Source organism: Paenibacillus sp. Soil522, assembly GCF_001428245.1.
In the GTDB taxonomy this organism is placed as follows: Bacteria; Bacillota; Bacilli; order Paenibacillales; family Paenibacillaceae; genus Pristimantibacillus.
This window is the reverse complement of sequence record NZ_LMRV01000077.1, coordinates 1-25460: the sequence shown is the minus strand read 5'-3', so window position 1 is coordinate 25460 and position 25460 is coordinate 1. Positions and strand designations below refer to the sequence as shown.

Here is a 25460-nt window from a genome sequence, read left to right as displayed (position 1 = left end):
CAGTTACGCCGATTCATGCATTTTTCACAAACGCTACATAATTCCCTTAACGATGGTTGCATTCCAAATGCTCCCTGCCGCATCGCCAAAAAGAGCCTCAAGAACGCGAAACGCCGCGCTCTCAAGACTCTTTAGCAAATCAATCTACCAGCATTTAATTGACTTCCCCAAGCTGCTTCCGAAAGTCCCGCGGAGACAGGCCGACGACATTTTTAAAGGCGCGGTTGAAGGAATTGTAATTATAATAGCCAACCTCGTTGCTGATTTCCTGCATCGGCTTTTGTGTTTCCAGAAGCATCTGCTTCGCATTATCAATTCGGAGGCCGATTAGAAAATCGACGAAATTTTCTCCAAACTCCTCCTTGAACATTTTACTCAAATATTTGGAATTCACCTGGAACTTCATGCTCAGAAAATCGAGCGACAGCTCGGAGTTGGCATAATTTTCTTCAATGTACGTCCGTATTTCAATAATAAGAGCTTTGTTGCTATGCGAATCCCGCTGCATCTGCATCTTCTCGTTCATCATCGCGAAAATGCTGCTGCAGCCCTGCTGAAGATCATCGAGATTATCCCACCGCTTCGCTAATTCGCGTAAATCCGTCTGAACGGCCCGCCAAATATTGCGGTATTCCTTCGACAATTCGAGTACCTCGCCCTCCAAATGATGGACGAAAAACTGCAGAAGACTCTCAATCTCTTTGCGAGGCAAAAGCGAATCCCTGATTTGATCGAAAAACACGTTTAAATGCTTCAGCCAGTCATTTTCGGCAAGGCGCAGTGACTGGGAGAGCAAATAAATGGTTTTGAAATACTCCTGAATTTCTTTCTGCGGTCTTATCGTATCTTCCATGGCAATGACCCGGTTGCTGCCCAGTACAGCTTTGTATTGCAAGCAATAATTCGCCATTTCGTAAGAGCCCCGCAGCTCCTCCAGCGTATTCGCCGGTTCTCCGCGCCCGATCGTTATATTAAAGCTGACATTTTGTTCAATCCAGCTTCGGCACTCCTGAATAATGACCTCATTTTTTTCCATCGCATCCGCCTCTGGCGGCAGCCATAGGATGAAGGATACCCGGCGCTCGGTCGTCCATTCCGCCCAAACGGCGACGCCAAGATTTTTGGCCGTCTCATGGATGACGCTGTATAACGTAAATTTCAGCAGCGATTGATCCCGTTGATTATAAATATCCGTAAATGCGGAATAGTCATCGATTTCAATGACGTGAACGGTCGATATTTTTCCCGTTACGTCCAAATCATAGCTGCGAAGCTCGGAAATCCAGGCTTCATCGCTTAATTGCACAGCTCCCTCGAGCACCTGATGAAAATGATATTTTTTTTGCAAAATAAGCTTTTCCCGGAACTGCTGCTGATACTGCTTCGTCTCGCTCATTAAGTTTTCAAGCGTGTTTTGAATAAAAATAAATTCGCTTTCGGACGCCGCTCCCGTTCCCTCGCTCTTCGACGAATAAGTCTGAATGAGCGACACGAGCTGCTGAATCGGCTTATAATTCCGTTTCGTCACGTAAATAACCCATAAAATACCGAACACAACGACGGCAATCGCGAATACGACCCACACATTATAGAAGGTGAGCACCAATTTCAATCCGTTCTTGTCCAAAATGCCGCTATTAATCTCCCAGCCTGTATACGGAGACGTATATTTCGATAATACGGGGCCCGTAGCCAGCGGATCTATTTCATCCCCGAGCAAATTACGGCCTTCGTTGTCAATCATGCTGACAAAGCTTCTATCGGAGTTATACATCCGGCCAACCGTATCCCGCAGCTTGGCCAAGCTGACGTTCACGACAAAATAGCCTTGCTTAACGCCCATATTGTACGGCGCCGCTCTTACTAAGGTAATGACATTTTGGGCATCGACGTCGGAATCGGAGAATGCTTTATATTTCCGCTCCCCCGTCCACTTTGCCCCGCTTGCTTGCTCCGCATATTGCTGAATAAACGATTGATCCTGAAAATCCTCGCTCGATCTGGGGACATCCCCAAAAATATAACCGTCCTTGAAGCGTACAAAATATATCGAATCAATTATCGGATAATTGAATTTCAATTCATCCATCACTTTTAGCGCTTGTATGTTAGCAGCCACATCCATGCCGTCTCTGCTAAAAAAACGGCTGATATCTGGATTCGTCAATATTTCCCGAACAACCTGATAATCGATTGCCTTCAATGAATTATCCGTAAAGAGAATGACCTGCTGCGCCAAGAAATCGTTTGCTTTTATCGCTTCTCTACGATTTTGTTCATTTAAGGTTTGGAAAAATACGACAAACAAAATCATCGTCACGATAAAAAAGACCGGTAGATACGATAACAACAAACGGCGAAACCACATTTTGTTCAACCTTGTATCCCCTTCCCCTTATTTATCTATCTTGTAAGCGTACTCTATCCAAATGAGCAGGACAAGATACATAATTTTCCTATTTGGATATCCAAAAAACTGACGCCCGCGAAAAGAACGTCAGTTTCAATCGGCTTGCCCGTTAACTGGTTAATTACGCAAGCAGCCGGAACACATGCGCCACAGGCGCCTTGCACGCATACTCGGATGGCGGTAGCTGAACGATTAAGCCCGACTCCGTCCTCTCGAACGGCAGGCTTTCGTCTGTACCGACCAGCTCGACACGCGCAACTGATTCAAGATACGGAATGACAACTTGCTGTTCGACCGCCGTATTCCCGGAAGGATACAAATAGGAGGCGTACACGCGGTCTTCCTTTCGGGTGAACGCAAAGCCGCCGGTAAAGTACGGAGCACAGATTCTCGTTCCATAAACGGCCTCGCCGTATGTTTTCATCCAAGCGCCCAATTCCTTAATCGTGGCAATTGCTCCCTCTGGAAGCCTTCCATCCGGCTGCGGGCCTACATTAAGCGCAAGGTTTCCGCCCTTGGCGACGACCTCCATCAGAATACGCACCACCTGGCGCAGCGATTTGTACTTGTCCTCGTAACGGAAGGAGAAGGAGGTGCCGAGCGTAATACAGCTTTCCCACGGCACGCTCATCGGTCCGTCCGGAATCGTCTGTTCCGGCGTTACGATATTTTCGTATGGACCGCCGACCGTTCTGTCTGCCGACAGCAGCCAAGGCTGCGTTTCGCGCGCGCGATCGACCAGTTCGCCCAAGCGAATATCCTGAGGCACTCTGCCGCCGTCTCTCACCCAGCCGGCATCGAGCCACAGCACGTCGATGCGTCCATACTTAGTCAGCAGCTCCATCATTTGCTCGTGCGTGAACTGTACGAACTTCTCCCACAGCCATGGATATTGCTTCGGATCGTACGAAGGACCGCGCCAAGTAAACGTTCCGCGCTCCATTCCCGGCGCCCAATAATAAGGCGTGTGCCAATCGGCCTTAGAGAAGTAAGCTGAAATGGCCAGTCCCTTGTCCCGGAAGGCATCGAACACATTTTTGCAAATATCTGCGTACTTATGCGTATGGAAAGGCGTATCCGGTCCGGTACTCCGGTAATCCGTCGTATGCGTATCCCACATGCAGAATCCGTCATGATGCTTTGTCGTGAATATCAAATATTTGAAGCCGCCTTCTGCAGCCAACTCTGCCCATAGCTCCGGCTGCAGCCGGACGGGATTAAACGTCTTGTTTAAGCCAAAATATTGGCGCTTTAGCTCCTCGCTGTCAACGCCCCAATCAATGCCGTCGCGGGACCAATCACCGTCTTCGTCGCTGAGCGCCCACGATTCTACGAGTCCAAGCTGCGAATAAGGCCCCCAATGCATCATAATGCCGAGCTTCTGATCCTTAAACCATTCGAGCCGTTCAAGAATAAGCGGATCCTCCGGCTTTACCCAGTCTTCCTCGCTGCTGAAATTATGTACGCCGTTTTCCACTTCGTTTGCTTCTTGTTCCGGATGATTCTCCTCATGCAGCTGCGTCTCCAGGTTGCTCATTGTTGTGCTCCTCCTCTATGATCGCGAAAAATTCATTTGCCCAGCCATTGGCTGTTGTCCTAATCTCCTTCATGTATAATATAAAAGCTCAAGCGCTCGCAATTGCCATCTTTCCAACAAAATCCCCTTTTTCGTTAATGCTTTGTAAAGGCGGGAGCTGCAAAGTACTCTTTTTTCTTAAAGATTGCATTTTTCGAAAAAAGCGCAGTTTTCTTACACTGAAGCTCATGCTTTATGGCTAATGGAGCATGCTCCGGCAAGATGATGGCAGAAAAAATGAGCGGAGCCTGATCAGCTGCAAAATAAAAGGCTATGCCTTGATTGACAAGACACAGCCTTTTCACGTTTCGTTTTTCCGATTTCGCTCTTTCACGTTTCATTTTACCCATTTCTCTTACCCGTTTCACTTTTGACGTTTCGCTTTACCCGTTCCTATGGAGCTTGAACACCGCTTTATTTTCTCCGACCGTCCGCCCGCTGTCATTGCGAAGCTCCCTCGGCGTCAGCGCATACATGCGGTCGATCGTATCCTGATTGTCAAAGCCGATCTGCTCCAAAATCGATGCGACAATAATGGGCCATGGCTCCTCCGAGCCGTCCAATACCTTCAAAGCGAATGCGATTCGCTCCTTTCGAAGACCAAAGCAATAAATGCCCTTCGCCCCGCCTTTGGCCACGATATTCGGATCTCTTAGCAATGTCGAGCAGATGAACCAGGGGGCTGACACCATTTCATAATGGTCGTTCATTAATCGGGACACCTCGCTCGCAGCGCTTCTCACCTCGGCTCTGCCGATCAGATCGGGGCAAGCCAATTTCAGATACATGCCGGCGATTTGCTTAAGCGGCAATGCATATACAGGAAAGCCGCAGCCATCAACGCTTATATGAATATCCGCTGCCGGATAGTCCGACATATAAGCGACGATATCCAGCACCTCCGCTTGAGCCGGATGCTCCGGCTCTCCATAACCCTCCAGCAGATAACCCTTCCCTTTGCTTAGCGCTAAAATGCCGAGATGCTTCCCCGAGCAGTTATGGTAAATCCGCCGCTTTGGCTTATGCCCGGCAAGCAATTCATCGCGCGCCTGCGGGCTGAGCGGATACGTCTGCGAACAAATGAGCTGATCCTCGTTTAAGCCGAGCTTATCCAGTATCGATTGAAGCGCCTCCACATGATAGGCTTCCGCGCGATGCGAGGCCATCATTATCGTCTTCTCCTTATCCGTGAAACGATATGTCTCCGGGATGCCATGCATAAACGCGGGGATCGCCTGAAACGGCTTTGCCGAAGAGCGCATGAAGGCAACCCAATCCGGATCTCCTGCGCTAAAAATGACCTCGCCTTTTTCATCCACGCCGCAAATATGTCCGAAATGAATGTTCTCCAGCCGTCCTCCGCGATACTGCTCGGCCAGCCTGACAGCGGACTCCATATGAGCATGCCTCCTTTCACATTCCAATAAAACTAGACTAAATGAGCTCATATTAGCGCTGAACTGCGCTAACTCATCCAAACGGTATACGTTGGCAAAATTGTATAATCAGAATTGCTCGGACCATACGCTGCATCGGCATAGCGTGCTTGTACGGTCGAAAGCCCGCAGCGCTTCATAAGCCAGGCTCGTACGGTCGAAAGCCCTATGCGCTTCACAAGCCAGGCTCGTACGATCAATAACCGGCAAGCCATCGCGCTTCGAAGCGCTATTGCCAGCTGGCCGCCGTCAAGCTGCTTCTGACGAAATAGAGAAAAATTCTTTCTCTATTTCCCCTATACGACCACCTACAGCAAGAATAGAGAAAATTTTGAAGCTAGAATAAAAAGTGGACACTCGTTAAGCGAAGCAAGATAATTTACTTAATGAGAAATGAGGTGTCCATTCATGGGAGAAAAACGTCAACGATTTAATGAAGAGTTTAAGAGACAGACCGTGAAGTACATTCAGGAGCAGACTAAGACTGTACCGGAGATTGCTGCGGAACTGAATATATCTGCGGGTACCATTCACCAATGGTTAGCCAAGTATCGGCAATTCGAGAATGAATCTCTAGCCAATCCAGAGAAAGTCCGTCAATTAGAGCAGCTACTGAAAGAAAAAGAACGTGAGAATCAGCAGAAAGATCGCGCACTAGCTGATCTTCAAGAAGAGATGGCGATTTTAAAAAAGGCACTGCACATCTTCAGCAAAGCAAAGAACTGAGGTTCCAGTTTATCGAAGATCATCGCTCCGAGTTTCGAGTGGAGAAGATGTGCAAAGTCATGGGCGTTTCCCGGAGCGGTTATTACAAATGGAAGCACGCTACACCTAGCGAGCAGGAGCTTCATAAAGTAGCGGTAATCGAGCGAATCACGTATCACTTCTACGATAATAAAGGACGGTACGGTAGCCCCAAAATAACACATATGCTGAACTTAGAAGGCATGGAAACATGCGAGCGTACGGTAAGCAAATACATGAATGAACTGGGCTTGCGTTCCTGTGTCTCACGTAAATTCAGAGTGACAACAACCGATTCCAATCATGACCAGCCGATCGCCCCCAACATTCTGAACCAGAAGTTTGCTACTAAGGAGCCAAACAAGGTATGGGTAGCGGATATTACCTACATTCCTTGCCGTGAAGGCCGACTCTACCTAGCCAGTATTCTAGACCTTTGTACGCGCGAAATTGTAGGCTGGAGGCTTGGTGACCGGATGACCGTGGAATTGGTTATTGGCGGTTTAGAAGACGCATACGCCGCCAAAAAACCAAAGAAGGGACTTATCCACCACTCTGACCGTGGTTCACAGTATGCATCTGGAGATTACCGAAATAAGCTATCCACGTATAAAATGAAAGCCAGTATGAGCCGTAAAGGTAATTGCTATGATAACGCTTGTATTGAGTCTTTTCACAGTATTATTAAAAAAGAGCTGGTTTACTGCACAACATTTAAGACGAAGAAGCAAGCGTATGATGAAATCTTCCAGTATATTGAATTCTTTTATAACCGCAAACGGATCCATGGCGCACTCGGCTATTTATCGCCGGTTCGCTTTGCCGCGCTTTTTCAAAAGAAGAAAAGTGCTTGATAAATCATCTAAAGCTGTGTCTACTTTCTTGACAGAGGTCCATTTCTTTCTCTACTCCTCTCTTCTCTCCCTCCCAGCGGCGTAGCGCTAACAAGTTTTGCATGAAACCGCTCATGCCATATTTCACGCAACGCTAGTAAACTCGCTCCTTAATACGCTGCTCCCGTATCAGCTTATAGACCAGCTCCGCGAAAAGGCTGTTCGCCCAAGCAAACCAAGGCCTCGTATACTCGTTCGGATCATTAACATGAAAACCCTCGTGCATGTATCCGGTATCTGCATCAGTGCTCGTTAAAGTCCGAACAATTTCAGCGATTTCCTCGTTATCTGAAGACGTTAAAGCCTGCATTGATAGGCTTATGTGCCAAATATAATGTTTCGGAGTATGCGGACTGCCGATCCCCTTAGCATGACTGCCCTCATAATAATAAGGATTGTGCTTGCTCAAAATAAATTTTCTCGTATTGATATAAATAGGATCATCCTTGTCTGCGTAACCGAGATAAGGGATCGAAAGCAGGCTCGGCACGTTCGCATCATCCATCAGGTTGTAATTGCCGAAGCCGTCGGTTTCATAAGCAAACATTTCTCCGAATTCCGGATGCCGGTAAATACCGTACGTACGGATGCCGTAATCGATCTCTTCTTTTAAAATTCCCGCCTCGTTCTTTACCTGCTCATCTCCATAAATCCGGTCCGCAATTTCTTCCATATAACCGAGCACGACGCAAGCGAACATGTTTCCCGGAATTAAATAGCCGAACGTACATGCGTCGTCACTTGGCCGAAAGCCGGACCATGTCATTCCCGTGTAATTGACCGGCATGCCCATTCTATTGTTGCGCAGCGTATCGGTTTTCGGGCCTGTCGTCCTTGCGAAGCGGTAAGGCGATTGTTCAAAATGTCTCTGCTCCGTACGCCATAGGCGGATAATCGTCTTCATTGTCTCCAAAAACATATCGTCGAATAAAGCAGTAATTCCCGTCTGCTTCCAATATAAGTAGCTAAGCTGAATCGGATAGCAAAGCGAATCGACTTCGTACTTCCGCTCCCAAACCCACGGATTCAACTCCGTTAAATCATCCTCGTAACGGTTGTCATTGTCTTCTTCATTAAAAGCATTCGCGTACGGATCAATTTGAATATACTTAAGCTGGCGTTTGACCAATCCTTCGATCACGCGCTGCAGCTCTTGATCCTGCGCGGCAAGCGGCAGGTAATGCCTTACTTGAGCGCTGGAATCGCGCAGCCACATTGCCGGAATGTCGCCGGTAAAAACAAAAGTTGAGCCGTCTTCCATCAAGCGGGTCGTCGTCTCCAGCGTATTCGGGAAGCATTGCTTGAACATACGCAGCAGCTTCGGGTTATCAGCCAGCTCGTTTGCCGCTTGCTCGATACATTGTTGAACAGCTTTTGATAATTGCATATCAGTCACCTCTCTGCATCAATTTAGTCGTTTTATAGACTGTTATAAACGGAAAAAGAACGAATATGCGGCTCGCCGACGCTTTCCAATATGGTTAAGCGAATATTCGAGGCCCGAATCGGCACCGTCAGTGAATCAATCTTCTTATGACCGATTGCGCTGCCTCTTGCGATCTCGATCCAATCTCCTTCGCGTTCCGCTTCCACAACGTAGCTCCGCACTCTTTCACCGTGCTCGATCTGCTCCATGATGACCATTCGATGAATGTCTTCTTCCCGCTTCAAATGAATCGATACCGAACGTCCGCCGCTGCTCTTCGCGAGAGGGCTCGCATATCTTCTTTGTATTTCGTCTCCCAGCTCGATCACGCGCTGAACCTCTTCTTCCAGGAACAGGCCCTTGTTATCCGGCGCAACATTCAGCAGCAGCGTCGCCCCGTGACCGACAGAGCGCTCGTACAGGCCGATCAGCTCCTCCAGGGAACGCAGCGGCGTCTCATCGTTCGGGTGCCAGAACCAATGATTGCCGCGTATCGGGACCGGGCATTCGGCAGGCACCCACTCCGGCGTTTCCGGCAGCCATGCCGTCATGTCGTTCGTGAACATGCTCACTCTCGCCGCTTCCGCCGCATTCCAACACGGATAAGGAGCTTCGCCGTCCTCATTGCCTACCCAGCGCACCGTCGGCGCCCCCATATTAAACACCATGGCATCCGGCTGATACTGCTTCACGAGACCCATAATACGCGGCCAATCATACTGCCTTCCTTCAGAGCCTGCGCCATCGAACCAGACTTCCACAAGCGGCCCGTATCCGGTTAGAAGCTCCGTTAACTGCGCGCAATAGACTTCGTTATACGCCGCCTCATCCGGATAACACGGATCATGCCTATCCCAAGGGGAAATATAGATGCCAAAGCGCAGCCCTTCCTCACGGCAAGCATCGGCGCATTCCCGCACGACATCTCCTTGCCCGTTTCGCCAAGGGCTCGACTTGACCGAATAATCGGTTGTCTTCGTCGGCCACAAACAAAAGCCGTCATGATGTTTGGCTGTCAGCATGAAGTAGTTGAAGCCTGCGAGCTTGGCCGTCGTTACCCACTGCCTGGCGTCAAGCGCCGCCGGATTAAACACTCCCGGGGAATCACTCCCTTCTCCCCATTCGCGGTCGCAAAACGTGTTCAAGCCGAAGTGGCAAAACATGCCCAGCTCCAAATCCTGCCAAGCCAATTGCTGCTTACTTGGCCTCGCTAAAAGTTGCTCCGTCAACGCATTCCGCTCCCGTCATACGTAAAGTCGCTTCCGCTAATACAAAATGTCCCCATTACAATGTCAGCTCCCAAAAGGCAATCTTCTTCCGATTCCCGTATACGTGACATATAACTTGCCGTCAGCTTCGATAATAGACGGATAAGAAAATTCGCCTTCTCCCTCTTCCAGCATGAGCGCTTGCTGCCGCCTGCACTCAATTCCAACGCCATGCAGCTATTGGATTGCTTTGACCTTAATCGTTATTTGCTCTGCGCTCAACGGGAAATATTCAACCTTTTCTCCTTTTTCCAGCTGCTTCCCTATTCATAAGCCTATAACGGCGGCTGCGCTACTTCTCTATTTTCTAAAGGCAATGAAATAGGTGAAAAAAGCGGAGTTTTACGAATTGGACTTCATTATTCGGATAGACGAACGCAAAAAAGAGACGTCTTGCCGATCTTTGCAGACTGTACAAGACGTCTCTTCCTGCATTATTGTTTGAAAAATTAGTTTTAAACTATTCGATGCTAGTATTGGGCGAGAGATAAAATATACGTTTATTCGAGTAAAGGCACAACTCCCATTAACGGGCTTGTTGGCGGGCTTGATCCGCCTAAAGCGGCGGGATTTTCTCATGCTATTTAGTTACAATGACCAATAAATGCGACCCCTGCTTTGGAGGAGCTGCCCTAACTTTCTCTACTATCCTGCACATTTGCAGGAACTTTGCCTTTATTATCCCCAACTTCTGCTCTATCCTGCACATTTGCAATAAAAAGCTGCTATTTTCGGTTGCAGCCCTGACATACGTGTCTCTATATTGTATGGGGTACAACATAGAGACCTCATTTCACTGAAAACGGTCTTCTCTCCTGTGAAAATACAATATAGCTGCTTATGCGGATCGGAATAACATACGAGGCCCTCAATTACTCTTCGTTTATCTGCAGCTGTACAGCAGCACTTTCAGAAATGTCCAGCAGCTGTGGTGGTTGCGCTTTCAGTTCACAATTGATATCATCATCCTAGCTTCAATTCTAGTCGTTCAATTCAAATAAAAAGGATGGTTAATGAAATGGCACAACCGTATGATTTGCCCCTCGATCAGTTGCGAGAGTATAAGCCTGCTCTAACACGGCGAGATGATTTTGATGCTTTCTGGAACGCAACGATAGCCGAATTGGCCAAGGTGCCTCTTACATATGAGCGGACTGAGCTGAGCTATCCGGTGAAGGGCTTGAAGGTTTACAGCGTATTCTACCAAGGCTTTAACGATGCGAGGATCGAAGCTATACTCGCCTTGCCCGAGCAAGCGGATCCGCTTCCAGGCATCGTCGCTTTCCATGGCTATAATTGGTGTGTTGACGGAGATATTCACGATACGGTGAATCAGGCTTTGAAGGGCTATGCCGTTCTGAAAATGTTCTGCCGGGGCCAGCATGGCGAGAGCCAGGACAATGTGGTTTCGTCGAACGGTCATGTTGCCGGCTGGATGGCCAAGGGCATTCAAAACAAGGATGAATATTATTACCGTGCCGTTTATATGGATGCGGTACGCGCCATCGACATTTTGGCAGCTATGCCGGAGGTTAATGCCGATCGCATCGCCGTAACGGGCGGCAGCCAAGGCGGCGCGATCACTCTCGCAGCCGCTGCGTTATCGGGTGTGCCTAAGCTAGCGGTTGCTGATCACCCGTACTTATCGAACTTTGAACGAGCGATCGATACGACGCCGCGCGGACCGTACAGCGAGCTTAACGACTACTTCCGCCGCCATTCAGGCAGCCCGGCAATCGAAACAAACGCGAAAGAAACATTAAGCTATTTCGATATTATGAACCTCGCCCCGCGTATTAGCTGCTACTCATGGCTGACGATCGGGCTTGTCGACGATATTACGCCGCCGTCCACCGTCTTTGCCGTATACAATCATATAACCTGCGACAAAGACATCGCGGTATATCGCTATTTCGGACATGAGCTTGTGCCAGGCTCTATTGCACCCCGCCTGCAATTATTTATGGATTACTTGCAAATCCCAGCCATTTAGTTCGATTTTTGCAGCTTAATAATGAGCGTTTCGGATTTCAGTGCCCATTAGTTCGATTTCATACATTTAAAGAGCTGCTTTAACGCAAAGAGTAAAAAAAAGAGCCCTTTAGTTATGCGCAATCGACTTAAATGGGCTCTTTTCACGTAACAGCTCGAATTAGTTCGACAAAATCTATTGACTGGCAAGGTGAGTCACACTCGTGCGTGCAACGATTCCGCATTTTCGTTTACAATAAAAGCTGCTGTTGGAAAAGTCCCGGACTTTTCCAGCAGCAGCTTTTTTGTTACCAATAGATTGTAAAAGGGGGCTTGCCGCTTACGTCAATGGGAACTTCCTTAGAAGAAATGCCTGCGGCGGCGCCGGTTATAATATCTTTTTCGAAGCCGATGCTGTCCAGCTTCATCGTACGCGTTGCTTTTAGAAGGAATTTTGGCTCGCCCTCTAGGGGAAAGGTCAAGCTGCCGCCAGCTTTGCCGTTGTTTGCCTCAATAGCTTCTCTGGCAACCGCTTCAACCTTTCCAGCCTCACGCCTAATAACATCATATAGAAGCTCGCCATTCTTTCGCGCTGTGAATTGATCCGCGAAGTAGCTCTCCTTGGCAACAAGCAGCCAATGCTCTTCCTTATCAAAGGTTTCATCCTCTATCAATCGGCGCAGCTCTGAACTGCCGATCAAGTCTTCAAGCTTAAGCGCCGGTTCCGGCGGGATAACTGAGCCAGACGGGCCGCCTTCAGCTTCGCTTCCATTCTCAGGCAATGGGGATTCTTCCTCTGTGTCAGGCACTGCTGGCTTAAGCAGCTCGCTGTATTCCAGAAGAAAGGTTTGAATTTCATTCTCCGCCTTGTCCTGCATTGCTTCCTCATATTCCTCCCGTATCGTCTGAACAGCAGTCAACGATGCTGCATCGGCGATATTTTGGGCTTGGCGCTTCTCAATAAAAACAGTAAAAAAATAAAACAAATAAACGCTGACGATGATCACAAGCGCCAAGGTGCCTATCGCTAGCAGCGACATGCTTCCGCGCTCATTCTTCACGGTTGCAACGATACCGCTCCGACAGGAATCTCCCTCCACTTTAAGCATCACCCTTCTTACTGTTCGTTCTTGTCGCTGTACGATACGATCCATTGTGCAGCTTCCGCTCTTGTAACCGATCCTTGCGGATTCAGCTTCGGCGTTTTGCCGAACACGGCCGTGTACGAAACATCTTCATTGGTCAAATATTGATCGACAGCCCGGATGAATATTTGGCCTACTTTATCCCCGTCTCCATAAGGCTTCAAGCTAAGCTCCGCGGATGCGAGCGGGATAATCGGATCGATTACACTATCCGCGCTTTGATACCAAGCCCATAGCAAGCACAGCTCTTCGCGCGTAAGCTCCTTATCCAGCTTCATGGATTCATCCGGGAATCCGGTAATGACTCCGGCTTGGTGTAACCCTTCTATAAGCTCAAAGTCGGCATGCTCCTTTGGCACATCGATGAAGCTCGGCGCCGAAGGCTTATAAGGCTTAATTCCTTTGTTGTCATATCCGTACATCCAATGAATGAATTCCGATCTTGTAATTGCCTCGTTTGGCCGAAAATTGCCGTCCGTATCCGGTTTAATGCTCCCGCTTTGCAGCAGCTGCGTAATGTACGTCTCAGAAGCATGCCCTGCGATATCATTAACCTGAACAGGCTCCGGCTGTACAGATTCCTCCGGTATCTCCGTGCTTTGCTCCTCTTGACCGGATGGAGCGTTTTCCGTCGCAGGAACCGGCGATTGCGCTTCGGCGACAACGTCGTTGGAGGGCAATCCGCCTTCCGTGGACTCAGCCCCCCCGAAGCAGCCTGCAAGCATAACGGAAGCGAGGCTCAGAGATAAAAATAATAAAGCCATTCTTTTATGCAACGATGATACACATCCTTTTCTCGGCTGTCGCTAATTCATATACCTCCACACTATGGTAATAACGCCACCGGCTGCAACTAATCCGATTCGTATGTTATAGGCTCTGCGCGTTTCAGCATCTGCTTTGATATACATAGCCAGCAATAKCAACAAKCCCGGAAAGTAAACGACAATCAATATAATGACTGAGACTTGGAARCTCACATAATCATGATCACCGCCCAAATAGCATAACAAGAGAAACACAACAGCAAAAATGCCAGTATTCCACCATACACCGCGAAGCAGCTGCTTATCCTCCARYGCCCGGATCCACTTCAGCATCCTATTCACTTCCCTAGTCCAAATTTATCCTTGACCGGCTCCTCTATCGCTTTCTCTGTCAGCTTCTCGACGATTTTCTGCTTGTTCTCCATCTGTGTCAGCTTCTCTTGATTCTCTAGCATGCGATCATACTGGTTTTGGGTAACCTGATGTCCATTCTGCCCCCAGTGACGAACCGAATTGGGGTTTGCACCGTTACTCCAAAGCCGGTCAAGCTGCACATTCGTCATTTTTTTGTCGCCTATATTAGAGGAATCTACCGTAATCCCTCTGGCCTCAAGATCAGACAGCGCCGTGCCTACCTGTTCATTCGCCCGCCAGNATTCTCTAGCATGCGATCATACTGGTTTTGGGTAACCTGATGTCCATTCTGCCCCCAGTGACGAACCGAATTGGGGTTTGCACCGTTACTCCAAAGCCCGGTCAAGCTGCACATTCGTCATTTTTTTGTCGCCTATATTAGAGGAGTCTACCGTAATCCCTCTGGCCTCAAGATCAGACATCGCCGTGCTTACCTGTTCATTCGCCCGCCAGCGATTCAAACGAAATCCAAGCAGCTGTTGCAGGATAAACGCTTTAAAAAAGCCAACCTGCGACGCACTTCCCGGATCCGCGTTCTCCCGCTTAAGCAGTACGTTGATCGTCATGGACTCAAAAGCGCTCGAAACAAAGGAGGACATTCGTTTTCCCAGCTTGCTCAAAGCCTGCTTGCCGATAATATCATGCATCCACCAAGGATAACAATTGAAAATGGAAACAAGATATTTTCTTTTTTCACATAACCCCTCCTAAAAATCCATTCTTAACTATGTAGTACAGATAGCAAAAGTTCCGATTTTACTTAATTATATTGTAATGAATAATTTTCCTTGTTGCTTCAGTAATAATTCCTTGATTCCAATACTCACTAGAGAGTGCATAACCAATTTCCGCCTTTTCATGAACGGAANAATCGATAACATGATATAGATCCCATGCTGTAATGAATAATTTTCCTTGTTGCTTCAGTAATAATTCCTTGATTCCAATACTCACTAGAGAGTGCATAACCAATTTCCGCCTTTTCATGAACGGAATCTACACTAATAAGCCCTGTTCTCCCAATTAGTTTGTTGTTTAATTTATTAATAATTCCCCAGCGTATGGCTTGCTTTGACTCAAACTTATGCATAACCTTTTGTAGATAATGAATTGTATCATTAACGGTAATATGCCTGTCCCATAACGTTTCTASCGATACCACTGGATCGGTAGCAAATTCGAAGTATTTGTTAGCATCTGACATTTCTAATTTGCGAAGGATGAGCCTCTCAGTTTCAAAAACAGGCGGATTCAAAAATATCTTATCAACATCCATGAGACCAACTCCACAAAATTCATATTAGATATTCCAATATGATTATATCTTGAATTTCGAGATGTTTTCAAAAATTTGCTCAATTAATCTGCCCGTTAGCGGAGTGAGGGGCTGCCACACAACAACTCTATTCAAATTCCCCATCTTCCCACATTTGAATCCCCATGCACAAACCATCTCCGTCTGGAGCCAATTCGATTTCTTCAAGATATTCTCTTGTATTCTGGTCAAATATTCTTGCTATCAGCGCAAATTCAACTCCATGGTCCTTATCGATGCTACTGTCAATAACACCATCTAATAGCATCATGAAACCGTACAAAGTATCACTAATAGCTTTTTCAGCAGCAAGTCTTTCCTCTACAGAGCAATTAGAATTAATTTTCTCTTTTGCGTATCCTTTAACGTTATCCATAAGGGTCTTACCAAAGAAATGCCCCATTTTAATCCATCTGGCGTGTTCATCAGTTGGCCACTCTTTGTAAATACCTTCAGTCATTTTACAACCTCTTTCCCCTATGTATTGAATGTAATCAGTTCCCAATACGTATCAGTTTTCTAATCTTGGTAGCCATCTCAGGCTGGCTACCTTACGTGTCTTTATTGAGCTCTTGTACCCGTTAGCGCAATGAAGGACGATTTCACTTTTGAACATTCGCCCCTTTAATTTGACAGAGAATTTTCATTATACCACTTTCTAAGCTGATTAATTTGAGCCTGATGATAGCGGCTATGGTCAGCCATATGCCATAGTCCCCAGCATATGGTTGCTTGCTTTTCATTTTCATGTCCAAAAGTGACAATTTTATCTAGATCAGCATCTGTTAATAGTGTACATGTATCTTTCAACATTTTTACTACACCTTCATATTTAGACATAAGAGTGTCCAAAGACTTCCCTTTGACCATCGGAAGCCTATTATTTACATCTATCATGGGTCCATATTGCTCTTTTAAAGAATGAGGAAGTGGTTGTCCTTTCATTCTATAAACCCAATTAAGATCAATCCAAATATGGAAACAGCTTCTAATAAATAGTGAGTCCAAACAAACTGATAATGAAAGATCACAAAGGTATTGTCTGAATTGTGGTACTCAAAATCAGCGGGTTGCTTAAATCCAGTCACATATATCAACCCCCAAACTACAAATACCCCATAATCAACTGCTGCTGCCACTGTTAAAGCGATAATAATGCCGATTAAAACTTGTTTCTTCGTCATACCTGCTAACACATCCTAGTGCGAGTTATTAACTACCTGTTAGTTGTGGAAAGGCAGCCGTTTCTTATAACGAATGTCTTTCCCATTTTCATTGAGCTATCGTTTCCGTTAGCTTAATCATCTATGTACTAATCGCACTAAAAGTCGGTCAGGTAAATAACCCAACTGATTTATAGCTGGTTAAAGACAATTAATAAAAGAGTCAACGATGCAGTGTGTGGAATCCGAGGTCGAGCTTAATTGAGGAACAAATAACGTACCGATGAAGAATTTATGCTCAGGTATTTCAACTATTCTTNTGGCCATCGATCAGCTTCTGTTATAGACAATTAATAAAGGAGTCAACGATGCAGTGTGTGGAATCCGAGGTCGAGCTTAATTGAGGAACAAATAACGTACCGATGAAGAATTTATGCTCAGGTATTTCAACTATTCTTGGGTTCCCTATGGAATCTGTTCCGACTATTCTTAATCCGGCTTCATGAATTTGTTTTTCATATTCTGGACTAAGTCCATAGTTACATCTAAACTGTTCAATWATATTTTCGACTTGATAAATCWCTGAGATTTTCGAAGGTTTCTTTACTATGACTTCASCTTTTTGGCCAACTAWTGAGCAAGCTAGTTTACTAATAACTAATTGAGTTGAGTGAGGATCTCGTTCTTCGTGTCCTGCATTCTCCAACATCATTTTGTTTCTTGCATACTCCATAATGATGTATTGAAATCCACCRCATGTTCCTAGCAATGGYACATTRTTTTCGCGAGCAAATTGAATAATGCTTAATACCCCATCAATAGAATCAGGAACCCCTGGGCCTATCCAAAAACCTTGATACGTCTCCTTAATGGTATCCATTTGTTTACTTATTGTAGCTGTAGGAATCCACTCATACTCGACAGATACCCCTAATTTTCCAGATGAATGCATAAGAGCATTATTAGTAGCGANTATCCATTTGTTTACTTATTGTAGCTGTAGGAATCCACTCATACTCGACAGATACCCCTAATTTTCCAGATGAATGCATAAGAGCATTATTAGTAGCGATCTGTGATGGATATTCTGGACTAAAGTCACCAATAATTCCAACTTTCAATTTGTAGGCCCCCTTTTAAACTCATCTAGAAATTTATACTATAAATTGCCGAATATTTCAATGTGGTAAACTACCACGAGGCAGCCCTTTCGGTATTGAATTATCGTCTCCGTTAGATTAATTCACAGTTGGGATATACCATTCAAGTACACCTGAAGATTGAAGGTCAGGTGTAAATATCTGTATCTTGGTTTAGACAAATCAATATTATATTTTGCTTGGTTTTCTTCAGTACATACTTTACTCCAGAACTCACCAACATTCTTTTTTTCGAATCGAAAGATGACATATTCGTCTTCAGGAATAGTATACTGCATCATTCCTTCTGGTACATCATTGGTTCACTTACTTCAACAGCGACTAGAGGTCGGATTCCTGGCAAAATTACTAGATACTGATTCTTTCTTTTAATATCACTGATGCTTTGTTTCAGTTGGTCGAAAAGTTTATGCTCGTCCTCTAAACTTTCACCTTGAAACCCAACTAATTCAACAGAACGAAGCTTTGCAACTCGTGTTTGAACAAAATTATCCATACTCTCAAATGGTGTTACCTCTCTTTGCTTATTAATAACTTTAAGAGCTTTAGAGACTGCATTAGGTTTGTACAGCTCATGGGCTCGTCGAATTATTGGAGAGCCCCATTGCTGACGGATCGGTGCAAATTTGCCTCAAGTAATGCGAGAAGGATTCGATATTCAGGCGCATATGCCTGTTATCGCCTTCCAGCTTGCTCATCATAATCCCGCCCTCCAGCAGGGAGAGAACGAAGGTAGCAAGAGCCTCTACATCTATATCGGCTTTAAATTCACCGCTCCTAATCCCTTTTCCAATAATGTCCTTTAGCCCGTTCAGTGTTTTTTCGAGTCCATACTGCGCTCTTTTGCGCAGCTCGGGATGCGCATCGTCGCTTTCGACCGCCGTATTTAATAGGGGGCATCCACCTATAAAAGGCGGGTCCTCAACAACATTCTCATAGGGTTGGAAGAAGGCAAGCAATTTATCGTAAGCCGATTGTTTATCCTCGATAGCTTGGGTAAATTTCTGCCCGACTATGCTTCTGGCATAATCAAAGGCTTCTAAAGCGATTTCATCTTTACTCGCGAAATGGCGATAAATGCCCCCTCTTTTTATGCCGGTTGATTCGGTAATATCAGCAAGAGAGCAGCCGGCATATCCGCGCTGGTTAAATAATTCGGCTGATTTCATAATGATATGTTTGCGAGTGCTTTCCCCTTTTTTCATGGCGCCCTCCTGAAGAGATAGGATGTGAATAAGATAAGTATAGCAAAAATGATTAATAAAATTTTGCTTTCCTTTTTTATCTTGTTCACATGAAAATCATGTGCTATCTTTAAAGATACTGAACGGTATCATTTATGATAATAGGGGAGGAAAAACAGAATGTGGTTCAAGGAAGCTAAATATGCATGGTTTATTGTAAGTTTTCTATGGATTCTCGGGTTCCTGGGCTCCATCGGGAGAGTGATCGTTCAATATTATCAGGGTCCGATTACGGACGATATTGGAATCACGAGGACTTTCTTGGGATATGCATGGTCCGCCAGCATTTTGATTGGTTCTTTGTGCGCCCCATTCGGCGGTTGGCTGACTGACAAATTCGGATACAAGGTTACGATAGTAACAGGAAGTCTGATGGGATTGGCATCAACGGGGGTCATTTTGATTTTCCCTCATCCGGTCGGATATTTCATCGGGTTTGGCATTCTAGGGGGACTTGCGGGTATTGGCGCGAGTACAAGCTACGTTATCGTCACCCAATGGTTTCATCACCACAGAGCCAAAGCATTAATGATCATAAGCAGTTCGAGCTCGATCGGGTTGGCGCTTATTACCCCCCTATTTGTCGGCAACGAATCGTGGCTGACATGGATGGCTGCCTATAGAATTTCCATGGCTATTGGAATAGCGTTTATCATATTGATGATTTTATTTGTACGTGAACGAAAAAAAACGGAGGCGGAGGCTGTCGAAGCTTCGGACCCAACTAAACCTGATTCCAAGGGTTCGGGGATCTTGAAACCGGCTCGATCCGCCGGACGGGCAAATCTCCGCGAATCTTTAGAGGCTCTTCTAGCCTACATAAAAAACCCGGTATTAATGGTTGTTATTTTCGCGTTGTTCACCTGCGGTTTCAGCATGGGTACCGTTGAAATGCATCTTATGGCTATCCAACAATCCGCGCATGTATCTCATACCATGTTCGTCGCGTCATTAAGCCTATTAGGGATATTGGAGCTTGTCGGCGGGTTTGTTTTCGCCGCCCTCCTAGACCGGATGCCCAGGGCGTTTGCGCTGAGTTGTTTATACTTAATTAGAGCCGTCGCGTTTTCAATCCTATTCGCTCATCACTATCTTTCTCCCATTTTATTCACCTTAATTTTTGGAGCCACCTATCTTGGTGCAATTCCCGGAGGTATCCTTGTCGCCAACGAAAGCCTAAAATCTAAGGCAATAGGTCTTCAAACGGGAGTATTGCTGCTGTTCCATCAGTTAGGCGGCGGCTTTGCGGCTATTGCCGGAGGATTGAATTACGACCTGCTCCACAATTACCAAATTCTTATAGCCGTCAATATTGTTCTAAGTTTGATAAGCTGCTTGGCATACTATGCGGTTCGGAAAAGTAATAAAGCAGAACGGAATCTGGCAACGGCATCGACGGCCTAGGAGATCTTACTGTTCAAGGAAAATAAAGTACTAGACTGAATGTATTGATCCCACGCGGCTTTTCGCATTACAAAATCGTCAGACTTCGTAAAATAAGTATTAGACTGACCCCAATAATAGAAACAGCGGCAGTCTTGGACGAGAAAATGACTGCCGCATTTATTGAACTATCGTACCCGTAATTAGCATTTAGTCAACTAAATATACATTGTCACCAACATGAATCTGTCCCGTTTTTTTAACTGAAGCGTACACACCGAATATTAAACTCATTTCTTCGTTTACTTTCTTCAAAAGAGAAGCATCACGTTCGAGTGTATTAGGGTCGATTGTAATTATTGAACAACGTTCGCAAGAAGTATCGATTTGAAATTCTGTGTTACCGATCGATAATCGCTTTCCTATCCAGTCAACTTCGTTGATCTTGTTTTCGGCTAATGATACAACTAAGTTTGCTCTAAAACGGCGTGCATCTAATCTATTTCCCCATATCGCTTCAAGTTTTCGTAGGCTCTCGTCTGTGATAATCAGGACACTAGCCAAATCGACAGCCATAAGGTCAGGGTTTTCGGGGTTTGGCGCCTTGTAACTCGCCATAGAGATTTTTCTTTTGGAGTATTTTTGAATTTCCTCTAATAGGTCTTCATTCCAACCTAAGGTTCGTCCATCAGGGGATAATACTCTTATTCCGTCATCGACGAGCATTGCCTTATAACCAAGCATATTAGGAATATCTCGGGCGGTAAAAAAGCTGTCCCATCCTTCCTTTGTTTCATCATAAAAGGCACAAAAACGATCGCCGTATAATCCATACTTATCAATTGTGCAAGTTTCTAAATTCTCTCCCGCAAACGATTTTACAGGAAAACGGATAATTTGGTTTATTTCACCAACGAGTAATTTCAAAGCTAACCCTCCGACTCAGTAGTATAGCCTCATTATAGTTCATATACCCTTCATTGCACATTACTCCTGTTAGGTGAGAAAACGGCAGCCATTATATCGGCTGGCGTTTCCGTGTTATTAATTGAAAATGTCATTAAAAGGTCATTTGTCATATTTCCGAACTGTCTTAAATCGCTTAAATAATCATATCCACTTGAATTACTTAATTGGTTATACATCCTTACTACAACGGCATCATATTTAGGGATAACCAAGCAAGCGCATCCCGTAATACCTAGAATTTGATAAGAGCAACTTGGTAATTGTTTTCCTATTTGATTGAGAGGCGTATCACTTTGCAACCACCATATAAAACCATTTCGTGGATAGTTTGATGGAACTGAATTTGGAGTTTGAAGAGTAATAACACGTTCAAAAACACTCTGAGGTAATAATTGTTCACCATTTAGACATCCTTTTTTAAGATGAATGTATCCCCACCTAGCTAAATCTCGTGCGCTAATAAATAAATTACTTTGATCTCCTGCATCACTATTGTTTGGTCCAACCCATGTATCTTTATCGTTATAATAATTATATATCAGGTCTTCAGAATACTCTGTTCTCCATCCAGTTTCTTTAAGCTGATAAATATCAAATATATTTCTTTGCATGAAGGTACTTAAGTTTTGTCCCGACAACTGATTTACCAATTTAATTAGCATGGTAATACCAGGGCTTCTGTAAGCCCATCCCTTGCCAATTGGGAACTCCCTCACGAGTTGTCCATTTTCCTCAATTAAACCATGGGTATGTGTAAGGAGGTGCCGCAAAGTCGCCCCATTTGCTATATGTGCATATTCATTTAGATAAGCTCCAATTTCGTCATCAATACTTTTGATTTTTCCTTGCTCAATTAACAAACTTATTGCAAGACCAAGGTGTGTTTTACGAACAGAACCTACATTAAACTGTGTTTTTTGATCAACTATACGTGACTCTGGAGTTGAATCATGTCTTCCTGAATACCACTCGTTGATAACAGAATTATCTTTTATTATGTACGTTGCTGAGGCTGTGGCTCCAATAGCATTTTGAGTGTAATATACATAATCATTAAGACTTTTAAAGTGGTTACTCAATACTTTTTGCAAGTTTTATTCTCCCTTCTTTCCCCTAAATGGTTCGAAGTAATAACATTGATATCCTCCTGTAATTTAATAAAAATTCATTTAGGCTAATCTGCCAGTTACTTCAATAAACTAAAAAGGACTTGCTGCAAAGCAAGCTCCTTAACTATTGTACCCGTTAGTGCAACTACCTAATATCGTCCAGATTATTAAAGTAATCAATTGCTTGATCCAACAAATGTTGGTTCATTTTCGAAATAGTTTCATTCGTATAAAATGCAAGGTGAGGTGTACAAATAACATTAGGAAGTTCATACAGCTTTCTTTTAGAATTGGGCTCTTCGGGATATACATCTAGCCCAGCACCCATTAACTTTCCACTCTGTAATGCTTCTTCTAAATCATTATAATCTAATAAACTTCCTCTCGCTGTATTGATGAGAATAGCCCCATTCTTCATCAATTCGAACTGCTTCCTATTGATCATTGTTTCTTTATTGTTTTTCGTGGACGCATGCAATGTTACGATGTCGGATTGCTGTAACACTTCATCTATAGTTAATTGACCATCTTTTGAGCTTGATCTACTTGAAGCAATTAATACATTCATACCAAGAGATTGTCCAATTAACGCTACCACGTTGCCAATCTTACCGTAACCGATGACCCCCAAATTTTTACCTCTTAGTTCAACATTTGGACCCAGTCCTTCTCTCCACTTTCCTTCTCTGATATTCTGATTCGAAAGAAAGAGTTGCTTGGTAACAGCAAAAATCAAGGAAAATGTATGCTCTGCAACTGCATTTTCTCCTACTTGAGGTATACCTTGAATGACAATTTCTTGCTTATGCGCAAGATCACTACTAACATAATCGGTGTTATGAGCACGAATTCCAATGTATTTGCATCTTATGAAGCTTTCCAATAATTGATTCGGTATTTTAGTATGAATCAAAAACATATCAAAGTTCGCAAGTTGTTCCTTACTAGTCTTTAGTATATCGATATATTTAACAATAAATTTTCTCTCTAATTTATTTCGTTCTTGCTTAGTTAAATTGATTGCTTTGTCTACAGCACATTGCCATTTCTGTTTCATTCATTTCCCCATTTCTCGATCGATTATATGCAATTACATATTAATAGAGAAGAGGGAATACTTCCAATATCCAGATCTTATAGAAAAAATAGATATTACCTATAACAGTGATCACTAAGCAATCCTGCCCGTTTAGCAAAACGAAGGCTGCCGTCGTATTGAACTGCACCCCGTCAAGTAGACAGCACAAAAAATAAAAACAGTTAGGCGGCCTTGGTCCTAAATTCTATCGGACTGAGGCCGTTTAATTTCGCTTGTCCAGTAATATGCAAATGTATTAAGTAAACCTGCTAAGTTGAACAGGCTGCCGATAAATTTGAACTGCACCCCGTCAAGTAGACAGCAYAAAAAATAAAAACAGTTAGGCGGCCTTGGTCCTRAATTCTATCGGACTGAGGCCGTTTAATTTCGCTTGTAATCGCTCGTAATTGTAAAAGTGGATGTAGGCCTCAATGTCCTTTTCGAGCTCCTCAAAAGTATGGTACGTGTGCAAATAATACTTCTCGCATTTTAGAGTTCCCCAGAAGGATTCCATAGGTCCNATCGGACTGAGTCCGTTTAATTTCGCTTGTAATCGCTCGTAATTGTAAAAGTGGATGTAGGCCTCAATGTCCTTTTCGAGCTCCTCAAAAGTATGGTACGTGTGCAAATAATACTTCTCGCATTTTAGAGTTCCCCAGAAGGATTCCATAGGTCCGTTATCGATGCATCTRCCCACTCTAGACATGCTCTGCACGATCTTGCCTTTCTTCAGGATCTTTTTGAATTTAAATGATGTATATTGAAAGCCTCGGTCACTATGCAGCATTGGTTTGCTTTTGGGTGCTGCTTTAATCGCTTTTTTGACGGTCTGAAACACGAGGCTGTTGTTGTTGGAGCGCCCGAATACGTGGGACACAATGGTATTGTCATAAAGGTCTAGAACGGCGCTTAAATACGCCTTTTGACCAGGACCATATTTGAATTCCGTTACATCCGTTACCCATTTCTCATTCGGCTTTGTCGCAGAGAATTCGCGGTTTAACAGGTTCTCAGCTACGTGCTGAGGAGTTGACGGTGCATATTTTTTTCGCTTTCTGCGGCGTATCACAGATTGAATCCCTTGCAGCTGCATGAGGCGCTGGATACGTTTGTGGTTAATCTGCTGCTGCTTTTCTCTGCATAAGTGAAGGGTTAATCGACGGTACCCATAGATACCGCCTACCTTCTCATAGAGCGAGATCAKGGCTTCTGTGAGCGTATGGTTCTCCTGCTCGCGTATACTGGGCTCGCGATTCAGCCATTTGTAATAGCTTGAGCGCGGAATCTCTGCAATTTCACACAGCGCCTTTATGCTGAATTGCCCGTCTTGCACAACTGCTTGAATGGCGAGGTAGATATTTTCCTGACGTACTTGACTTAGCGTCGCCTTCTTTCGAGTTCCTCTAACTTTTTTAAGAATGCATTTTCTGCCCGAAGACGCTCAATTTCAGCCTCCAGCTTCTTCGTCGCAAGCTTTTGGCGGTCTGCGTCGGTTAATTCCTCTTCTGCCTTTTTNGAATGCATTTTCTGCCCGAAGACGCTCAATTTCAGCCTCCAGCTTCTTCGTCGCAAGCTTTTGGCGGTCTGCGTCGGTTAATTCCTCTTCTGCCTTTTTACGTCCTCGGCCATCCTGCAGTGCTTCTTGCCCGCCATCCTGGTATTTCTTCACCCATTGGTATACCTGTTGGTAGGAGACCTGATGCTGCTCCGCTGTCTTCCCGTAGTCCTGATTATGTGTTAGGCAATATTGAACAATCTCTAGCCGTTCCTGCCAGGTTGTAGAACGTCCCTTCGTCATAGCCCTTGCTCCCCCTCTATAGGCTTTTAAGTTGCTATGATTATTATACTTCTTCACCCAGTCGGAAAGCTGCGTTCTGCTCGCAATCTTGTATTTATCAATGATATCGTACTGGGATAATTCCCCCTCAAGGTAATCCAATACCGCTTGAAGCTTAAGTTCTGCGGAATAGCTGCGGTTTTCCGTTTGGA

25 protein-coding genes and 2 pseudogenes are annotated in these 25460 nt (G+C 44.9%); 4 read left to right on the top strand and 23 right to left on the bottom strand.

All coding sequences use genetic code 11. From position 1 onward, the window contains the following. Positions 1-154 precede the first annotated feature (154 nt). The 4 genes from ASG81_RS23665 to ASG81_RS23650 all read right to left on the bottom strand — a co-directional run bounded on the left by ASG81_RS23665 (position 155) and on the right by ASG81_RS23650 (position 5383). Positions 155-2368 (bottom strand): helix-turn-helix domain-containing protein, encoded by a 2214-nt coding sequence (locus tag ASG81_RS23665; RefSeq protein WP_235549010.1) that lies wholly within the window; start codon positions 2366-2368, stop codon positions 155-157. A gap of 163 nt (positions 2369-2531) precedes the next feature. Beyond that, positions 2532-3947 carry an alpha-L-fucosidase gene (locus ASG81_RS23660; protein ID WP_056640122.1) on the bottom strand — a complete coding sequence of 472 codons (1416 nt, stop codon included), beginning with the start codon at positions 3945-3947 and terminating at the stop codon, positions 2532-2534. A 134-nt stretch (positions 3948-4081) separates the two neighbouring features. Further along, positions 4082-4327: a hypothetical protein gene (locus ASG81_RS23655; protein ID WP_056640119.1), complete on the bottom strand. Its 246-nt coding sequence runs from the start codon at positions 4325-4327 to the stop codon at positions 4082-4084. Between the two features lie 42 nt (positions 4328-4369). Then, a complete protein-coding gene (locus ASG81_RS23650) occupies positions 4370-5383 on the bottom strand; it encodes an asparaginase (protein WP_056640115.1) in 1014 nt (337 codons plus the stop codon). A 447-nt stretch (positions 5384-5830) separates the two neighbouring features. Here ASG81_RS23650 and ASG81_RS23645 point away from each other — a divergent pair, with 447 nt between their 5' ends. Both ASG81_RS23645 and ASG81_RS23640 read left to right on the top strand, forming a co-directional pair. Then, on the top strand, positions 5831-6148 hold the full coding sequence (locus ASG81_RS23645; RefSeq protein ID WP_056640112.1) for a transposase: 318 nt from the start codon (positions 5831-5833) through the stop codon (positions 6146-6148). After that, positions 6145-7020, top strand: a complete 876-nt coding sequence (locus tag ASG81_RS23640) for an IS3 family transposase (RefSeq protein WP_155971844.1) — start codon at positions 6145-6147, stop codon at positions 7018-7020. The genes ASG81_RS23645 and ASG81_RS23640 overlap by 4 nt, the downstream gene beginning before the upstream one ends. A gap of 133 nt (positions 7021-7153) precedes the next feature. Here the strand turns inward: ASG81_RS23640 and ASG81_RS23635 are convergent, their stop codons facing one another. Both ASG81_RS23635 and ASG81_RS23630 read right to left on the bottom strand, forming a co-directional pair. Further along, on the bottom strand, positions 7154-8446 hold the full coding sequence (locus ASG81_RS23635) for a glycoside hydrolase family 125 protein (protein WP_056640104.1): 1293 nt from the start codon (positions 8444-8446) through the stop codon (positions 7154-7156). 32 nt (positions 8447-8478) lie between these two features. Beyond that, positions 8479-9714 (bottom strand): alpha-L-fucosidase, encoded by a 1236-nt coding sequence (locus tag ASG81_RS23630; protein ID WP_162255062.1) that lies wholly within the window; start codon positions 9712-9714, stop codon positions 8479-8481. 1057 nt (positions 9715-10771) lie between these two features. Between ASG81_RS23630 and ASG81_RS23620 the strand changes: the two genes are divergently transcribed. Then, positions 10772-11746 (top strand): acetylxylan esterase, encoded by a 975-nt coding sequence (locus ASG81_RS23620; protein ID WP_056640098.1) that lies wholly within the window; start codon positions 10772-10774, stop codon positions 11744-11746. 286 nt (positions 11747-12032) lie between these two features. Here the strand turns inward: ASG81_RS23620 and ASG81_RS23615 are convergent, their stop codons facing one another. From ASG81_RS23615 to ASG81_RS23560, 11 genes and pseudogenes are all read right to left on the bottom strand, one after another. Next, the gene (locus ASG81_RS23615) at positions 12033-12878 is read right to left on the bottom strand and encodes a pilus assembly protein TadG-related protein (RefSeq protein WP_155971840.1); all 846 of its coding nucleotides are present in this window, start codon (positions 12876-12878) and stop codon (positions 12033-12035) included. Further along, positions 12842-13645 (bottom strand): S-layer homology domain-containing protein, encoded by an 804-nt coding sequence (locus ASG81_RS23610; RefSeq protein ID WP_056640091.1) that lies wholly within the window; start codon positions 13643-13645, stop codon positions 12842-12844. The genes ASG81_RS23615 and ASG81_RS23610 overlap by 37 nt, the downstream gene beginning before the upstream one ends. Before the next feature lie 30 nt (positions 13646-13675). After that, the gene (locus ASG81_RS23605; protein WP_056640087.1) at positions 13676-13969 is read right to left on the bottom strand and encodes a hypothetical protein; all 294 of its coding nucleotides are present in this window, start codon (positions 13967-13969) and stop codon (positions 13676-13678) included. Between the two features lie 407 nt (positions 13970-14376). Beyond that, positions 14377-14697 (bottom strand): hypothetical protein, encoded by a 321-nt coding sequence (locus ASG81_RS23595; RefSeq protein ID WP_056640082.1) that lies wholly within the window; start codon positions 14695-14697, stop codon positions 14377-14379. 109 nt (positions 14698-14806) lie between these two features. After that, positions 14807-14918, bottom strand: a pseudogene (locus tag ASG81_RS33140) (GNAT family N-acetyltransferase); the annotation flags it as partial. Between the two features lies 1 nt (position 14919). Then, a partial coding sequence (locus tag ASG81_RS34165; protein WP_442952953.1) for a GNAT family N-acetyltransferase occupies positions 14920-15326 on the bottom strand: 407 nt, incomplete at its 3' end. A gap of 127 nt (positions 15327-15453) precedes the next feature. Next, positions 15454-15825 (bottom strand): hypothetical protein, encoded by a 372-nt coding sequence (locus ASG81_RS23585; RefSeq protein ID WP_056640076.1) that lies wholly within the window; start codon positions 15823-15825, stop codon positions 15454-15456. 164 nt (positions 15826-15989) lie between these two features. Continuing rightward, positions 15990-16337 (bottom strand): annotated as a pseudogene (locus tag ASG81_RS23580) (DinB family protein); the annotation flags it as partial. Beyond that, complete coding sequence (locus tag ASG81_RS34160) at positions 16307-16549, bottom strand: hypothetical protein (RefSeq protein WP_081417546.1); 243 nt, start codon at positions 16547-16549, stop codon at positions 16307-16309. The gene ASG81_RS34160 and the pseudogene ASG81_RS23580, both read right to left, overlap by 31 nt. Positions 16550-16868: 319 nt before the next feature. Continuing rightward, on the bottom strand, positions 16869-17480 hold the full coding sequence (locus ASG81_RS34155) for a glutamine amidotransferase-related protein (protein WP_056640073.1): 612 nt from the start codon (positions 17478-17480) through the stop codon (positions 16869-16871). A gap of 780 nt (positions 17481-18260) precedes the next feature. Next, on the bottom strand, positions 18261-18893 hold the full coding sequence (locus tag ASG81_RS23560) for a TetR/AcrR family transcriptional regulator (RefSeq protein ID WP_056640064.1): 633 nt from the start codon (positions 18891-18893) through the stop codon (positions 18261-18263). A gap of 159 nt (positions 18894-19052) precedes the next feature. Between ASG81_RS23560 and ASG81_RS23555 the strand changes: the two genes are divergently transcribed. Further along, on the top strand, positions 19053-20336 hold the full coding sequence (locus tag ASG81_RS23555; RefSeq protein ID WP_056640061.1) for an MFS transporter: 1284 nt from the start codon (positions 19053-19055) through the stop codon (positions 20334-20336). Between the two features lie 189 nt (positions 20337-20525). Here the strand turns inward: ASG81_RS23555 and ASG81_RS23550 are convergent, their stop codons facing one another. The 6 genes from ASG81_RS23550 to ASG81_RS31330 all read right to left on the bottom strand — a co-directional run. Then, on the bottom strand, positions 20526-21242 hold the full coding sequence (locus ASG81_RS23550) for an MOSC domain-containing protein (RefSeq protein ID WP_056640058.1): 717 nt from the start codon (positions 21240-21242) through the stop codon (positions 20526-20528). A 50-nt stretch (positions 21243-21292) separates the two neighbouring features. Next, positions 21293-22375, bottom strand: a complete 1083-nt coding sequence (locus ASG81_RS23545) for a serine hydrolase domain-containing protein (protein WP_081417545.1) — start codon at positions 22373-22375, stop codon at positions 21293-21295. A gap of 163 nt (positions 22376-22538) precedes the next feature. Beyond that, on the bottom strand, positions 22539-23450 hold the full coding sequence (locus tag ASG81_RS23540; protein WP_056640055.1) for an NAD(P)-dependent oxidoreductase: 912 nt from the start codon (positions 23448-23450) through the stop codon (positions 22539-22541). Between the two features lie 361 nt (positions 23451-23811). Next, positions 23812-23985, bottom strand: coding sequence for an IS3 family transposase (locus tag ASG81_RS34150; protein ID WP_442952957.1), 174 nt, complete (start codon positions 23983-23985; stop codon positions 23812-23814). A gap of 7 nt (positions 23986-23992) precedes the next feature. Beyond that, positions 23993-24891 (bottom strand): IS3 family transposase (locus ASG81_RS34145; RefSeq protein ID WP_442952956.1); only part of this gene is annotated, 899 nt, incomplete at its 3' end. A 96-nt stretch (positions 24892-24987) separates the two neighbouring features. Then, on the bottom strand, positions 24988-25460 hold a 473-nt coding region (locus ASG81_RS31330; RefSeq protein ID WP_235549003.1), incomplete at both ends, for a transposase.